Origin of the sequence: Alkalihalobacterium sp. APHAB7 (genome assembly GCF_048323755.1) — a bacterium.
In the GTDB taxonomy this organism is placed as follows: domain Bacteria; phylum Bacillota; class Bacilli; order Bacillales; family Bacillaceae_F; genus Alkalihalobacterium.
This window is the reverse complement of record NZ_JBLWFS010000007.1, coordinates 103,285-119,084: the sequence shown is the minus strand read 5'-3', so window position 1 is coordinate 119,084 and position 15,800 is coordinate 103,285. Positions and strand designations below refer to the sequence as shown.

14 protein-coding genes and 1 riboswitch are annotated in these 15,800 nt (G+C 36.9%); of the genes, 5 read left to right on the top strand and 9 right to left on the bottom strand.

Annotated elements, in window-relative coordinates:
- The 9 genes from ACNSTQ_RS09565 to ACNSTQ_RS09525 form a co-directional block, all read right to left on the bottom strand.
- Positions 1-651 (bottom strand): precorrin-8X methylmutase, encoded by a 651-nt coding sequence (locus ACNSTQ_RS09565; protein ID WP_418199616.1) that lies wholly within the window; start codon positions 649-651, stop codon positions 1-3.
- Complete coding sequence (cobK, locus tag ACNSTQ_RS09560; protein ID WP_418199615.1) at positions 652-1,422, bottom strand: precorrin-6A reductase; 771 nt, start codon at positions 1,420-1,422, stop codon at positions 652-654.
- A gap of 8 nt (positions 1,423-1,430) precedes the next feature.
- Entirely contained in the window at positions 1,431-2,315 is an 885-nt protein-coding gene (locus ACNSTQ_RS09555; protein WP_418199614.1) for a sirohydrochlorin chelatase, read from the bottom strand.
- A gap of 33 nt (positions 2,316-2,348) precedes the next feature.
- Positions 2,349-3,962, bottom strand: a complete 1,614-nt coding sequence (gene cobJ / locus ACNSTQ_RS09550) for a precorrin-3B C(17)-methyltransferase (RefSeq protein ID WP_418199613.1) — start codon at positions 3,960-3,962, stop codon at positions 2,349-2,351.
- Positions 3,963-4,150: 188 nt separating this feature from the next.
- Positions 4,151-4,339: riboswitch (cobalamin riboswitch) on the bottom strand.
- A 267-nt stretch (positions 4,340-4,606) separates the two neighbouring features.
- Entirely contained in the window at positions 4,607-5,608 is a 1,002-nt protein-coding gene (gene bioB, locus ACNSTQ_RS09545; protein ID WP_418199612.1) for a biotin synthase BioB, read from the bottom strand.
- Positions 5,609-5,778: 170 nt separating this feature from the next.
- The gene (locus ACNSTQ_RS09540) at positions 5,779-6,408 is read right to left on the bottom strand and encodes a precorrin-2 dehydrogenase/sirohydrochlorin ferrochelatase family protein (RefSeq protein ID WP_418199611.1); all 630 of its coding nucleotides are present in this window, start codon (positions 6,406-6,408) and stop codon (positions 5,779-5,781) included.
- On the bottom strand, positions 6,389-7,162 hold the full coding sequence (locus ACNSTQ_RS09535) for a sirohydrochlorin chelatase (RefSeq protein ID WP_418199610.1): 774 nt from the start codon (positions 7,160-7,162) through the stop codon (positions 6,389-6,391). Before ACNSTQ_RS09535 ends, ACNSTQ_RS09540 begins: the two co-directional genes overlap by 20 nt.
- 17 nt (positions 7,163-7,179) lie before the next feature.
- Positions 7,180-8,646 (bottom strand): uroporphyrinogen-III C-methyltransferase, encoded by a 1,467-nt coding sequence (gene cobA / locus ACNSTQ_RS09530; RefSeq protein ID WP_418199609.1) that lies wholly within the window; start codon positions 8,644-8,646, stop codon positions 7,180-7,182.
- Positions 8,647-8,938: 292 nt separating this feature from the next.
- Positions 8,939-11,017 carry an EAL domain-containing protein gene (locus tag ACNSTQ_RS09525; RefSeq protein ID WP_418199608.1) on the bottom strand — a complete coding sequence of 693 codons (2,079 nt, stop codon included), beginning with the start codon at positions 11,015-11,017 and terminating at the stop codon, positions 8,939-8,941.
- 258 nt (positions 11,018-11,275) lie between these two features.
- Here ACNSTQ_RS09525 and ACNSTQ_RS09520 point away from each other — a divergent pair, with 258 nt between their 5' ends.
- From ACNSTQ_RS09520 to ACNSTQ_RS09500, 5 genes are all read left to right on the top strand, one after another.
- Positions 11,276-11,578, top strand: a complete 303-nt coding sequence (locus tag ACNSTQ_RS09520) for a MerR family transcriptional regulator (protein ID WP_418199607.1) — start codon at positions 11,276-11,278, stop codon at positions 11,576-11,578.
- Between the two features lie 126 nt (positions 11,579-11,704).
- Positions 11,705-12,616: an NAD(P)/FAD-dependent oxidoreductase gene (locus ACNSTQ_RS09515; protein WP_418199606.1), complete on the top strand. Its 912-nt coding sequence runs from the start codon at positions 11,705-11,707 to the stop codon at positions 12,614-12,616.
- Positions 12,617-13,426 (top strand): divergent polysaccharide deacetylase family protein, encoded by an 810-nt coding sequence (locus ACNSTQ_RS09510; RefSeq protein ID WP_418199605.1) that lies wholly within the window; start codon positions 12,617-12,619, stop codon positions 13,424-13,426.
- A gap of 15 nt (positions 13,427-13,441) precedes the next feature.
- Positions 13,442-14,014, top strand: coding sequence for an N-acetyltransferase family protein (locus ACNSTQ_RS09505; protein WP_418199690.1), 573 nt, complete (start codon positions 13,442-13,444; stop codon positions 14,012-14,014).
- On the top strand, positions 14,011-15,789 hold the full coding sequence (locus ACNSTQ_RS09500; protein ID WP_418199604.1) for a S8 family peptidase: 1,779 nt from the start codon (positions 14,011-14,013) through the stop codon (positions 15,787-15,789). Before ACNSTQ_RS09505 ends, ACNSTQ_RS09500 begins: the two co-directional genes overlap by 4 nt.
- The last annotated feature ends 11 nt before the right edge of the window (positions 15,790-15,800 follow it).

The following is a 15,800-nucleotide window of genomic DNA, read 5'->3' as shown; positions in this document are numbered from 1 at the left end:
CTATCCCTGCTTTTCAGCCATAATTGATAATGCATTTAACGCAGCGACAGTAACTGGGCTTCCTCCTTTACGTCCGATGTTCGTAATAAATGGAATATCTAATTTAGCAAGTTCTTCTTTCGATTCAGCAGCTGATACAAAGCCAACTGGCATCCCTATAACAAGTCCTGGTCGTGCCTCACCGTTCTTTACTAAACGAATTAACTCGAGTAATGCGGTAGGTGCATTCCCGATGGCAAAAATTCCACCTTCAGCTTCTTTAATAGCTTTGCGAATGGAGATAATCGCCCGTGTCGTATTGAGACGTTTGGCTTCTTCCATGACATCTTGATCAGATATATAAACCTGAACACTACCACCAAACTTTTCAATCCTCGGCTTACTGATCCCCACTTGAACCATTTGTACATCAGCAACTACTTTCTTTCCCGAACGAATGGCTTGAATACCGGCTTGAACTGCATCTCGGTGAAAAACAACACTACGCCCTAACTCGAAATCAGCAGACGCATGTATAATGCGTTGAACGACTGGATATTGTTCTTCCGTAAAATCGTGTTCACCTAACTCGTCAGTGATCATCTGAAAACTTAACCCTTCAATTTCTTGTGGTTGTACAGTTAATGGCTTAAATTCTGTTTGAAAATCCATTTATAACACCTCAACTTTTTGATTTATCATTTCTAAAACATCCTCATAAGATCTACAAACGATGCCGTAGTCTATTTTAGGTCTTGAAATCATTACAATCGGTATGTTTAGTTCTTTTGCCGCTTCAACTTTTTCATCCACAGAACCGACCTTTCCACTTTCTTTTGTGATCATAAGTGTTACATTATATTGCTTAAACAATGCGATGTTTAACTCTTTAGAAAAAGGACCTTGAATCGCTACAATATTTTTTTGTTCAACGCCTAATTCCTCACATTTTTCCATGTTATCTTTACGTGGAAGCATCCTTGCAATTAATCGAATCCCATTTACATTCAATAGGTGCTCTGTAAAAATTTGAAGTGTTTTACTTCCAGTTGTAAGCATAACCGTACCCTTTTTGTCTTTGGCCAGTAGTGCTGCTTCTTTATAAGAAGAAACATTCATAATCTGACCAGTATGACCTTGATACTCTTCCCGTTCATAGCGAATATAAGGTACTTGTGAGAGACGGCTCGCTTCAACTGCATTTTTCGATGCTTCTTCCGCAAATGGGTGAGAAGCATCGACGATCATTTGTATTCTTCTTTTTTCAATAAACACCGCCATTTCTTCAGCGGTTAGTCTTCCAACAACGGTATCAATATTCGCTTCGCGAAGAGAAATGGCTGCATTATCTGTTACGACCGAAGCAATGATGCCATGCTCTGCATCTCTTAGTGTTATCGCTAATTCCCTTGCATCACTTGTCCCAGCTATTATATAAATCATTTTTCATCCTACCTTTGAACCTCGTGATTATGGGTGTGATGATGAGTATGTCCATGATGGTCGTCATGGTCGTGGTGATGATGTATATCCATATGTTCCATTGCATGTATCCGGTAAGAACAAACATCACAATTGAGTTTTGCTTCCCCTTGCAGTGCCTCTTGTGCCCTCTCCACAAAAATTGTTTTCAGAATAGGATGGAAACCAAAAAATTCAGTCATCGAGAAATGTAATTCTGGATACTCAACTTGAAAGGCTTGAAGCTTTTCAGCCATTCTGTCCATTAATATTCCTGTAAAGAAAAAGTAAGGAATAATATAAATGTTCTTCACTCCAAGCTTTATGGATCTGACAACACCTTCTTCAACTGTAGGTGAAGTTACACCAATAAATGACAGTTCGACATTAACCATCCCTAATTTTTCAGAAAGCAATCTACCTATCTTGTATAGTTCACTATTCGCATCTGCATCACTGCTGCCACGGCCGACTAACAAAATGCCGAGATCATCTTTTCCTTTCTTGTTAGAAAAGCCAACATCATGCAGACGTGATTGTAAAATATCAAACACTTTATCATGAACACCGATTGGTCTACCATAAGTAAATTCAACATGTGGATACATGGCTTTCGCTTCATCAATTTCAACAGGAATATGAATTTTGGCATGCCCCGCTGAAAAAAACATCATTGGAACGAGTGCGACTTTCGTTGCTCCTTGATCCACACATCGCTTTATCCCTTCACGTATCGTCGGAGTGGAAAACTCTAAAAAGCAAGTTTCAACGATTGGATACGGTATATCACCTCTCATTGACTCAACAAATTGAAGCAGTTGTTCATTACCTTCCCGCTTTTTTGTACCGTGACCGATAAATAAAATTGCATTCATTGCGCTTCCTCCTTTTTTATTCAGAACTGTCTTTTAATCCCCACAAGCCATATCTACTACCACTTGCTCGGGAACTTCCTTGTAATAAAACCCTTCAACAACTTGTACTCGTTTAAAAAACTTATGAAACCGTTCATTAGGTAATCCTCGATTTTTGTAATCTTCTACGATCCTAACAACAAGGTCGACAAGCTTTTCGCCTTCCAACCCTTCAGCAACAAGTTGTCCGACATGAGCATTTCTCCCGGTCGTTTTAGCTCCTAAAAACAGATCAAACCCTTTCTTACGATAAATGATCCCAATATCATTTGTAGGTGCGCTATAGCAAGCCATTCCACAGCCATTAAATCCAATATTCATTTGCTTGGGTACAGACATTCCACCAACTCGTTTTTGAAGTTGTTCCACTTGTGGAATAGAATCGGCTTTTTCACCATCACAAAAATCACATGCTTTTATGTTGACCACTTTACCTATTGGGAGCAATAAAAAATCTGCACTTGTTAAGCTCTCCGCAATTTCATTTGGGTTAGATGTCTTAACAGATATTTTGATTAAGTGATCCGGGGTATACTCAAGTGTTGCTTCATCTCCTACCGTTTCCACCAATGTCGCCAATTGTTTCGGCGTTATTTTTTTATTAGCAATCCCTGGTGAAACCGCAAACTCAAAAATATCTTCTTGTTGAAAAGAGACACCTTGTTGTTGGTCACTTTCTAAAGGTTTTGTTTTAATTTCTAGCTTTGAAATTGCCTCTTCTGCTAACATACGCGAACTGAGCGGTCTGTCAGCTGTTATTTTTTCATCTTCCTTGCCTCCATGAAGTGCCCACGGTTCTGCTGCTTTCTTTAACCGTTCATGTGGTTTTAGGTGTTGTTCAGTCTCATTCAACGTATATTTCCGTTGATACCCTCTTGGAGTAATCATTTTTCCGTCATAAATGAACGTAGAGTTATTTCCGATAATAACAGTGGTTAACATCCCGATTTCATGGTCTAACATATGCTCTAAATCGGTAATAACAATTTGTTCTCTTTCTCGGTAAGCACTTTTCACCAATCCAACTGGTGTTTTTGGCGAACGGTAATTTAATAAAATCTTTTGTGTCTCAACAATTTGTCTTGTTCTTTTCCCACTTCGTGGATTGTATAACGCAATAACGAAATCTGCTTCGGCAGCAGCATCTACCCGCTTTTTAATTAATTCCCACGGTGTTAGATGATCGCTTAAACTGATTGTACAGGCATCATGCATGATCGGCGCTCCTAATAACGAACCACAGGAATTAATAGCCGATATGCCAGGTATAATTTCTACCTCAACACCCGTCTCCTCTTGCCAGCCCTTTTGGATGAGAACTTCATATACAAGGCCAGCCATACCATAAACCCCTGAATCCCCACTAGAAATGACGGCAACTTTTCTTCCTGTTTCCGCTTGGCGAACAGCTTCTTGTGCCCGGGTCACTTCTTCTGTCATACCAGTTCTGACAATTTCTTGAGTTGTAATTAGCGGACGAATTAAATCAACGTATGTACTATAACCGATGATGGAATCAGCTTCTACAATCGCTTCTTTCGCTCTAAAGGTCATATGCTGTTCACTACCAGGACCAAATCCGATAATTAATAACTTACCTCGCTGCATCTACATCTCTCCTTTAATGGTTAATTTAATTTTTAGAGGTATAAACCAAGTCAATACACGAAATAAAAAAGCACCCCTAACCATAGAGTAATGGTTAGAGATGCTTATAACTTCTAAATAAAATAATCCGCATGAATACTAAATACAGAAAATCCGCTCTCTAACACCTCCCTATCTCCCGTAGGTCAGACAGTGTTGTTAGAAAAGGCAGGTCTCCTGGCTTATGGTTATTGCAATCTATTCCTTCCCATTCATAGAACAGTGGCTTAATAGACTACAACCAAATTACAGTGGCGGGACCGCGTCGGACTTTCACCGAACTTCCCTTTTAAAGATTTTAATATGTTAAAATCTTTACCCTTTCCCAACATATGTGATTGTATTAAAAGATTAATTGAAAAGATAAAGGTTTGTCAATCTATTTTTAAGGCTGTTTGCGTAAACTTTGTTGCTTTTGGACCGTTTTTTGAAGATAAAATAGCCTTTTCAAGACAAATTCATTTGTCTGAACGGCTATTTTATTTTCAAAAGCTTCACGCATAGCGTGAAGAGCCAAGCATTTGCTTGGCTTACGGTCCAAAAGCACGAAGCAACAATCTTTGTAAAAAGAGCCATTTTTAAAAATATCTAAAATTGTCGATTAATTATAGAGCACACTCTTCTATCTCAAAACCTAAATCTTCAATAATGTTATGGTCTTCAGTTACTGCTTGACCTTTCGTAGTTAAATAGTCACCTACGAATATAGAGTTTGCAGCAAATAATGCTAACGGTTGTAATGTACGAAGGTTTACTTCTCTTCCTCCAGAAACACGAATTTCTTTTGAAGGGTTAATAAAACGCATCAACGCAAGTACTTTTAGGGATTTCATCGGTTTCGTACGTTTGTAATTTTCTAACGGAGTTCCTGGAATCGCATGTAAAAAGTTAACTGGAATGGAATCAGCATCAATTTCTCGTAACGAATAAGCAATTTCTACAATTTGCTCATCGGTTTCACCCATCCCGATAATACAGCCAGAACAAGGAGACATACCTGCTGCCTTTACTTCTTCAACCGTATTTACACGGTCGTCATAAGAGTGAGTAGAAGTAATGTTTGTGTGATTGTCCTTATGTGTATTAAGGTTATGGTTATAACGATGAACCCCTGCTTCTTTTAACTTTTTAGCTTTTTCATCACTTAAAATTCCTAAACATGCACAGATCTTTAATGGCATTGTGGCAGTAATTTCACTAACCGCATCAATAACTTGATCAACTTCTTTTTCAGTAGGACCTCGCCCGCTCGCAACAATACAATATGTACCAGCTTTACGATTCATCGCTTCTTTTGCACCAGCAATAAGAGTCTCTTTATCTAGTAATGAATATTTTTCAACAGGAGCCGTAGAAACGATCGATTGTGAGCAATATCCACAGTCTTCTGGGCATAACCCACTCTTTGCATTAAAAATCATATTAAGTTTAACTTTTTTTCCGTAATAGTGCTTTCTAACACGAAAAGCAGCTTGCATAATTGGTAAAACCTCATCATCATCAGCTTGAAGAATATTTACCCCTTCTTCGATTGTTAATAATTCGCCATTCAAAGCTTTATCTGCATACTGTTCCCAAGTGCTTTTTGTTGATGTTGTTATCGTCATTTTTTTCCACCCTTTGTCAACTATCATTTTAGTATAAGTTAACATTAAACAGAAAGATTGACAAGAATTATTTACCATTAGATTAGATAGTTAAAGAACTTCTAAGACCTAAAGACTAAATACTTCGAGGTTGAAGGTTTGTTACCAGTAAAAAAGAGCAGCCAATATGACTACTCTCCTTGTATCTTCAAGTATTGTTGCATTCGCTTCTTAAACCATATTTCTCTCTCCGTACTATAGATGACCTCATCGGCGATTAACTCATTAAGAAACTGGTGACAAGCCTTCTTATCCCTAATACTTTCTATAATCACTTTTCGCGACACTCTTAAAAAATCAACATACCCTTCATATTCTTGTCCATACTTTTCATCTAGTTGGTTTACAATCTTCTTAGCCAACATAGGACTTGCTCCCTCAGTTGAAACTGATATCGTTAGCTTCCCTCTATGTAATGTTGACACCATGTGAAAATCACTTAATTCAGGTTGATCTACGATGTTAATTAATTGATTCGGCTTTCGATCCTGATATATTGTTAAATTTACTTCCGGATCGTTTGTAGCTGCTATGATTAGAAATGCTTGATCTAAAAAAACTTTATTATACGGAGACTTGATCCAGTGTACAGATTGGTTTTGAACTAGCTCTGCTAGCTTCTCACTTAATTGTGGTGACACGACTGTAACTTTACCCTCGTAACTTACTATTTTTATAGCTTTTCGCTCTGCGATTTTTCCACCACCAATAATGACGACTGCCTTATCCTTGAGATTTAAACTAATTGGCATGAAACTCATGTGGACTACCTTTCATTAACTCTATCGTTTTCGCATAAATTAAATTTCTAACCTGCTCGTGATACCCTAGAAAATTGCATAGATGTACTTGTTTATATTCAGTTGTTTGTAAATCTTTAATGGCTCGCCCCATTCTTTTCATTAGTACACCTGTAAATAGTAAATACGGCATAACATAGATGACCTCATTATCTTCCTCTAGTATTTTTTTTAAGCCGTCTTCAAATAGAGGAGTAGTCGCCGCCAAATAACAAGGGGTTACTTGCTTTAAACCCAGCTTCTCTTTTAATCGTCCAGCAATTTCCTCAAAATCAGCCTTTGCTTCCATATCACTACTGCCTCTTCCAACAAGTAAAACAGAAGCCTTTGCTTTATCGTTCGTCTCTTTTTGAAAGCCTTTTTCTTGTAAACGGTCATATACGATATCGACCATACGATCATCGACTCCAATAGGAGAGCCATATATAAATTGAGTTTCAGGGTAAAGATCTTTTGCTTTTTCAATCTCGTCAGGAATATCTTTTTTAGCATGCCCCGCTTCTAGTAATAAAACAGGTTGAACAAATATTCTTGTCGCTCCTTGTTCAATACAACTTTTAATTCCTTCTAGTATTGTAGGTTTTGTTAATTCGATAAACGCAACCTCTTTGATTGATAATGGCAGCATCTCCATAATCTTATTGATAAACACTAGAAATTGTTTATTCCCTGCATTAACTCTTGAGCCATGTCCAATATATAATACACCATCCATCTTTTACACCCTCTTCCTTACATACTTTCAATCTGAGATTGCTTGAGCAAGTGATCGACCAAAGCAGAATGAGATGGTTCATTTAAAACATGGTTAACATGAAATCCAGCACTTGATGCGGCTTGAGCAGACTTTTCTCCAAAGCAGATTACCTCTAATTTTAATAAGCCCGTAAAAAACTGTGATGAAATTTGTTCTGCCCCATTTTTTAATTCTAGTACTGATTTTGCACTAGGAATGATAATTGTTGATAATAACTCATCATCAATCAATCGTTGCAACACAATTTGCGAAGCGTTCGTAATATTGTTTTCATGGGTAATCATTGTGTCTGTATTTGTAAATGCTTCTACCGCTTTTTTTTCGCCGACAACTAAAAAATGAGCTGCTTCTCCTATTTCTTGAACCTTATCTGCCACACAGCCATACTTTCGAAGCTGTTGCATTGACTTATCAGAAAGAACTTGGAACGTCGCTTTAATTGATCGTATATCGAGCTTTTGTACATGTAACCATTCAAAGAAATAACGAATACTATCTGGTGATGTAAAAGTGATTGTATGATATTCATTTATCTTTTTGCTTATATCATTATTTTGGCTCGATAATAGAAGTGTAGTCTCTTCAAACGAAGGATAACTGTACACATCTGCACCTAATTCACTTAACTTCTCTTCTAGAACGCTTTTTTCAGTACTTGTCCGTGCTAATAATATTTGTTTCCCGATTAAAGGTTTCATTTCGAACCATTTGATCTTCTCTCTTAAGTTAACAATGTCACCGACTAATGTTATCGCTGGATTTTGAAACTTCGTTTTTTCGACCTTATCGCCGATTGTTTCCAAAGTTCCTACTAATGTTTTTTGTCTTCCATAAGTACCCCATTGAATTAATATTACAGGTGTCTGGGCAGGACGACCATGCTTCATTAATTGAGTCGCAATATGAAAGATATTACTGACTCCCATATAAAAAGCAATCGTATCAATCCCTTTTGCAAGTGAACTCCAATCAATTAACGGTTGACCTAAAGTGGATTTATCATGTCCGGTTACAACGGCAAATGTTCCACCATATTCACGATGTGTCACTGGGATCCCGGCGTAGCTTGCTGCCGCAATACTTGAAGTTATACCTGGGACAATTTCAAAAGGAATACCTGCTTGAGCTAAGCTATCCGCTTCTTCTCCTACACGCCCAAAAACACTTGGGTCTCCACCTTTTAAGCGAACAACAACCTTTTCAGCTAATCCATGTTCTACAAGAGTTTCATTGATTTTTTCTTGTCGCATAATGTGACGCTTTGGGAGCTTACCTGCATAGATAAATTCAGCATTTGGCTTGGCCAGTAACAGAAGAGCAGGGTTCACTAACCGATCATAAACAATAACATCTGCTTTTTCGATAACTTTCTGCGCTCTAATTGTAAGGAGCCCTGCATCCCCTGGTCCTGCACCTACTAAATAAACTTTACCTTTTTTCATTTCAGCTTCCCCTTTACCGTTCATTGTAAGAAATCTAATTATTTTATTTATGTACTTTAAGCTCATTCATATACACTTCACATGAATTTGTATACGGTCTTCATTTAAATCCGAGTTTTTTTATATGTTTTATAAAGTATATTAAAAATCCAACATACTTGCAACTTATAAAATAGTATAATTTAACATAGCTAAAAAATAAAAAGTGCCAGCTATCTTGAATAGAGCTATACAAGAACAAAGACGGTTTGTTTTGTATAGTCTAACATTCAAGTTATACAGGCACTTCATTTTAGTCTTTTAGGAATAAGCGTTCAAAATCTGTTGCACATACCGGTTTACTGATAAAATATCCTTGAATTTGGTCACATTTATGATCTTTTAAAAATTGTAACTGCTCCTCGACTTCTACACCTTCAGCAATGACTGACATATGAAGGCTGTGAGCCATTGCTATAATGGCACGAACAATCGAAGAATCGCCGTTTTTCATTATTTCATCAACGAAAGATTTATCAATTTTTAATGTATCAATTGGATAATCCTTTAAATAGCTAAGGGATGAATATCCTATACCAAAGTCATCTATTGAAATTTTAATCCCCAAGTTGCGGAGTGCATTAAGTTTTTGATTAACATAATCTTTTTCATGTACTGCTACGTTCTCGGTAATCTCAAGTTCTAAAAAATTTGGATCTAGTTGAGTCTGTTCCAAAATAGCTGTAACCGTTTCTACAATATAAGGATCTAAAAATTGACGAGCAGATAAATTTACCGATACTGTTATTCTGTGAAATTTATTGGATTGCCACAACTTATTTTGTAGACAGGATGTTCTTAACACCCACTCGCCGATATCACTGATCATCCCTGTTTCTTCAGCTATTGGAATAAACTCAGCTGGAGAAACATTTCCTAACTCTTTGTTATTCCAACGGAGCAGCGCTTCCATTCCAACGATCTGTTTTGTAAGGATATCTTGCTTAGGTTGATAGTGTACAGTAAACTCATCATCATCTAATGCAGTTCTTAGATTTTTTTCAATTTGTAATTCTCTAGATAGTGAATGATCCATCGTCGACTCGAAAAACTGAAAAGAGTTCTTCCCCTGTTTCTTTACCCGATTTAAAGCAATATCAGCTTTTTGATACAATTCCTCAAAGGTACTACCGTCTTGTGGATAAACACTAATCCCCATACTTATAGATGAAAAATGGTCCGTCTGGTCCAAACGAATGGGCAACTGTAATGAATTCATGAAATTCCTAACAATATGCTTTATTTCTTCATACGTCACATTTCGTAAGTAAATTAAAAATTCATCACCGCCATGCCGAGCAATAAAGTCATCTTTTCGAAGATTCCCTCTCAAACGTTCGGCTACCGCTTTTAATAATAGATCACCATACCGATGACCTAATGTGTCATTAATGATTTTAAATCGATCTAAATCCACACTAACAACCGCAACTGGTTCATTCGTATGCTCGAGTAACACTTGCTCTAACTGATTTTTAAAATATGTCCGATTGGGTAACTTCGTTAAATCATCGTAATAAGCTAGCTTTTTTACCTTTTCTTCAACTAATTTACGTTTACTAATATCGGTTCGAATCGAAACATATTGATAAGGTTTTCCGCTTTCATCTAAGAACGGGACAATCGTCGTTTGAACCCAGTAAAAGGTATTGTCTTTGGCCTTATTCTTTACTTCACCTTGCCAAACTTGACCACTTCTAATGGTACTCCACATTTCCTTAAAAAACGACCTAGGATGATAATCTGAATTTACAATACGATGATCTTGTCCTAACAATTCATTTCGATTGTACTTCGAAAGTTCACAAAATTTATCGTTAACATATTGAATTTTACCAAATGGATCAGTGATCGCTACAATTGCTGATTGATCCAAGGCAAATTTAATATCCTTTATTTCTTTTATTGATTGTTTCAACTCTGCTTCAGCCTTTTTCTGTTTCGTCTGATCCTCAGAGATAAATAAAATTCCTAAAAATTGATCTTTCTCATATAAATGCACAGAAGATATTGAAACATCAAGATAAAGTCCCGAACGTTTTTTCATCACACTATCTTGCTTTATTATGAACTCTTCTTTTTTCATCTGTTCTAAAAGGGTATTATCACTCCCTTCATTTAAAAAGATAGGGTAACTTTTACCCATTACCTCTCCTTCTTGCCACCCAAACATCGTTTCAGCACCGTAATTTAACAATTTAACCTTTCCATCTATATCTAAAACGGCTATTGCTAATGGTGAAGATTGTACAATCGATCTTAGGAGGTCACAATTTTCCCATAACTGGTTTCTTGCGATTTTCATGATTGTTTCAGGGTCATTTGTCACCATTATGTATCCTACTTTCATTGTGATTATCACATTAATAAATCTTTTATATCTTTAGTACTATTTTACATATTTTTTATAAACAATGGTGTGAAAAGAAGGGAAATTTTTTTACAATTTTTTAACCTTTTTTCTTAAAGGTTTGTTTTTAGAATGCCTGTTAGATTATCTAACATTGAACCCTTTTACGAAATATCTTTATGGTATAGTAATAATTGAGAAATAGACAGAAAAGTTTTACTAATGGAGAGGAGTAGGCGCATGTCATATAAAGATAAAAAAGTAATTACGATTGGTATAGTTAGTGAATTAACAGGACTATCCGAACGGAAAATTCGTTATTATGAAGAGCGCAAACTAATCTTCCCTGAACGTTCAAAAGGTGGTACACGAAAATATTCATTTCTCGATGTCGAACGACTGGTGGATATCGCCAATAAAATGGAAGATGGAATGCAAACTTTTGAAATACGAAAGATGGAACAAAAACAACTTAAGAATAAAGATGTTCGTGAAAAAATGTTACGCGGTCAATTAAATGCCGCTTTCAATATGAGAAAATAAGCAGTTAAACGTTTATGTTTACTTGCTTATTTTTTTTGCTTTCATAAGAAATTCAGTTTAAGGAAAACTATTAATAATATGTAATTTAAAAACGTTAATTAATTTGCGTTGAAAGGAATGACTCTCATGTCGTACGACTGCATTATCATCGGTGGCGGTATTGGAGGACTCCAAGCAGCAATCCAACTAGGTCGTTATAAACACAAGATCGCAATTGTTGATAACGGTGGCGGCCGTTCAACCTTATGCAAAGAATATCATAATATTCTCGGTTGGCCTGATGGAGTAAATGGTGACTTTTTTCGAGAAGCAGGAAAAAAACAAGCCCTCTCTTATGATGTAGAAATAATAGAAGATACAGCATCTTCTATCACTAAAAATGATGATGGCACTTTTCTTGTTCACTTAAAAAATAGTAATTCTATCCAAGGAAAAAAGCTATTGTTGGCAACGGGTATGACTGAACGAATACCAGAGTTAGACGGAATTTATCCATGTTTAGGTAGATCGATTTACATTTGTCCTGATTGTGACGGGTATGAAATATCGAATAAAAAAACGCTTGTCATCGGTTCTGGAAATAAAGGAGCACACCTCTCTTTACTACTTACGTATTGGACAAAGGACATCATCTTCGTTAACCACGACCTTGATGAAATCGATAAAGAACTAAAGGCTAATTTAAAAGAAAAACATATTCCTTTATATCAAGAAGAAGTGAGTGAGCTTCATTATATAGAGGAAGGATACCTATCTGGCGTCACATTATCCAATGGATACAAAATTGAAGCTAATCATGCCTTTCTTGCGATGAAAGGAACAAAAGTCAATTCTAATATTGCAAAGGAAATTGGAATTGAAAGACTTGAAAATATGCATGTCAATGTAAATCACCGTACTAAAGAAACAAATGTACCAAACGTTTGGGCGGTTGGTGATCTAGTCAACCACTCTCAATTACTGAGTGTGGCCATGGGTGATGGAGCGCAAGCAGCAATTTGGATCCACAAAAGTTTACAAAAGGAGCTGGCTACATAAATGAAAAAATACTTAACCTTCTTTACATTACTTATTTTTCTAACAACATTTCAAACAACACTCTTCGCTAATGAACATTCTACACCACACCAAAATTTCCAGGCTGCCATTATTATCGATGACTTTGGGGGAGACGTGAAGGGTGTAAATGAATTTTTCGGTTCGAAAATCCCAATTACCGTTGCCGTAATGCCCTTTTTAAAAAACAGTAAAGAACAAGCATTAAAAGCACATGAACTAGGCTTAGAAGTAATGCTCCACCTGCCTCTTGAACCTAAAAAAGGAAAAAAATCGTGGCTTGGACCTAATCCGATTACAAGTGATTTAAGTCACGAAGAAATAAGAAAAAGAGTAACGGCAGCTATCGAAAGCACCCCTCACGTTGCTGGTGTGAACAATCATATGGGGTCCAAAATTGTAGAAGACGAAGAAATTATGCGAGTTATTCTAGAGGTCGTTAAAGAATATGACTTATACGTCATCGATAGTGGAACGAGTGGAAAATCGGTTATACCTAAATTAGCAGAAGAGATGAATATCCCTTGGTCGATCAGGGATACTTTCCTTGATGATACACATTCGTCAAGCAGTCATGTACATCAACAAATGATGAAATTAGCTAAAGTTGCAACCAAACACGGAAAAGCTATAGGTATAGGTCATGTCGGAGTAAAAGGAACAGAAACTGTAAAGGGCGTAAAATCGGCTCTCCCTCATTTTAAAGAAAAAGGGATAGAAATCGTACCAGCTTCCCACTTATTGCAAACAAAAATAGAAGAAAACCCTGAAAAGTTCTGGCAGTCAGAATAACTACGGGGAAGGAGGATTATCTTGTTACTTAAAGAGAAACAACAAACGAGTGAGACATTTACAGCCAAAGATGGTACTACAGTAACGCTTCGTCCTGCTACAACTAAAGATAGTACAGGTATTGTTCATGCTGTTTCAGAAATCGTTGCCGAAGGTACTTTTCTACAAAAAGAAGCCGTTCGAACAGATGAAGAAGAAAAACAATTCATTCATGAGATGCGGGAGGACGGCAACATGTATGTTGTTGTTGATATTAATGGAAAAATAAGTGGATTAGCTCGAGTCATACGTGGTTCTCTTGAAATGAAAAAACATACCGGACTGTTTCGTACATGGTTAACTCCGGATGCACAAGGAAAAGGGATCGGGAAAAAACTAATGGCTTACACCCTAAACTGGTGCAAATTTAAGCAATTGCATAAATTATGTCTTACTGTATTTTCTTCCAACCAAATAGCAGTTGAACTATATGAAAAAGCTGGCTTTGTTGTGGAAGGTGTACAAAAAGAACAAGTATGTTTAAAAGGAACGTACGATGATGAAGTATTAATGGCTTACTTTTTTAATTCAGGTGGTGAAAAGAAATGAAAAAGATGTATCAAGTCGCACTATTTGTCGGTGGATTTATATTTCTAGGATTTATAGCTCTCATCCTCACTAACGGTGACCAACTGGGAATGCAACGTACCCCACCGCCGAATCAAAAGGAAGAAAGAATGGAACAAAAGGGGATGGATCAAGTGTTAGCAGAAGATCTTTCAATGACAACATCGATGTTTCTTTCCCAATTGTCTCTTCAACTTGATCGCTGGGCAGAACAAGATTTAAGTGATAACGTATTAAAACAAAAATTCCAACAGGAAGTACAAGAGCATCCTCATTTTCATTCCTTCGCAATCGTTAAAAATGGAAAAATAACGGAAACATTCGGTGAAATACATGAAGAAAAATTGAAACAACTTCATCATCAACATAAGGAATTAACTTTTTCTGACCCTTATCAAGAAGAAAATGAACACTTCTTTATGATTAGTAAAGAAATGGCTAATGACAAAACCGTTGCAGGTGAAATCAATTTAACTTTTGTAAAAAATTATATTAAAGATTTAGCGTCTGTTGCTGATTCAAATGGAAACTTCTTCGTTTCAGGTGATGACCCTGAAGTTCAATGGAAAACAACGAAAGATTTACCTAGAGGTGTATCGGCTCAAACCGTACCAGAACTCGGGTGGCAAATTGTCGTACACTCTGACCTTGAAGATGATGAGGAACAACATTATGTGGAAGGACAAGCTGTAATTAAGCTTGTTAATAACCAAAATAGTGAAGCTTGGATTGAGGAACAGGAAGACTTATCTTTAGTTAAAAATAGTGATCCTTATTATGTTGTAGAATCTACTACAAAATCAACGAATGAATTACTGGACGATTTAACGGATCATCCTGATATTGAATTTGTTGAACCCAACTTTGTATTTACTAAACAAGCTACACGTACCGTCGTACCAAACGATGAATTTTTCCAACCTTATCAATGGAACTTGAGCCAAATACAAGCTGAAGAAGGTTGGAAAGTAACTGATGGTTCCGAGGAAACAACGATTGCTGTACTCGATACAGGAGTTGACCCTAACCATCAGGACCTAAAAGAAAAAGTGCTTGAAGGATTTAACGCTTTTGATGGCACGTCTAATTCAAATGATCAACACGGTCACGGTACACATGTTGCAGGTATCGCAGCAGCACTAACAAATAACGTCACAGGTATCGCAGGGGTTGCATGGCAAAACAATATTCTTCCTGTTAAAGTTCTTAATGAGAACGGTGAAGGATCTTCCTTTGAAGTTGCACGTGGAATACGCTGGGCGGTCGATAACGGTGCCCAAGTAATTAATATGAGTTTGGGTGATTACCATAACTCTTACATCCTACACGATGCCATTAAATACGCACATCAAAATGATGTTGTCTTAATTGCAGCAAGTGGCAATGATAACACGAATGAACCGATGTATCCTGCTGATTATGCAGAAGTACTGACAGTAGCAGCAACAGACGACAAAAGAGAACGCGCTTTTTTCTCTAACTACGGGAACCACATTGATGTTGCTGCACCAGGCGAGCACATACCAAGCTTATTCCCAAATAATAATTATGTTATTATGTCTGGAACTTCCATGGCTGCCCCACATGTTGCTGGTTTAGCCGGGTTAATCCGTTCGATCAACCCTGAACTATCGAATGAAGATGTTTATGATTTAATAACAGCGACTGCCATTGACTTAGGAGAACGAGGTCATGATCCTTTTTACGGATCCGGTGAAATCAATGTTGGAGATGCTTTAAAACAGTTAATCGAGTAGATCAAAAAGGA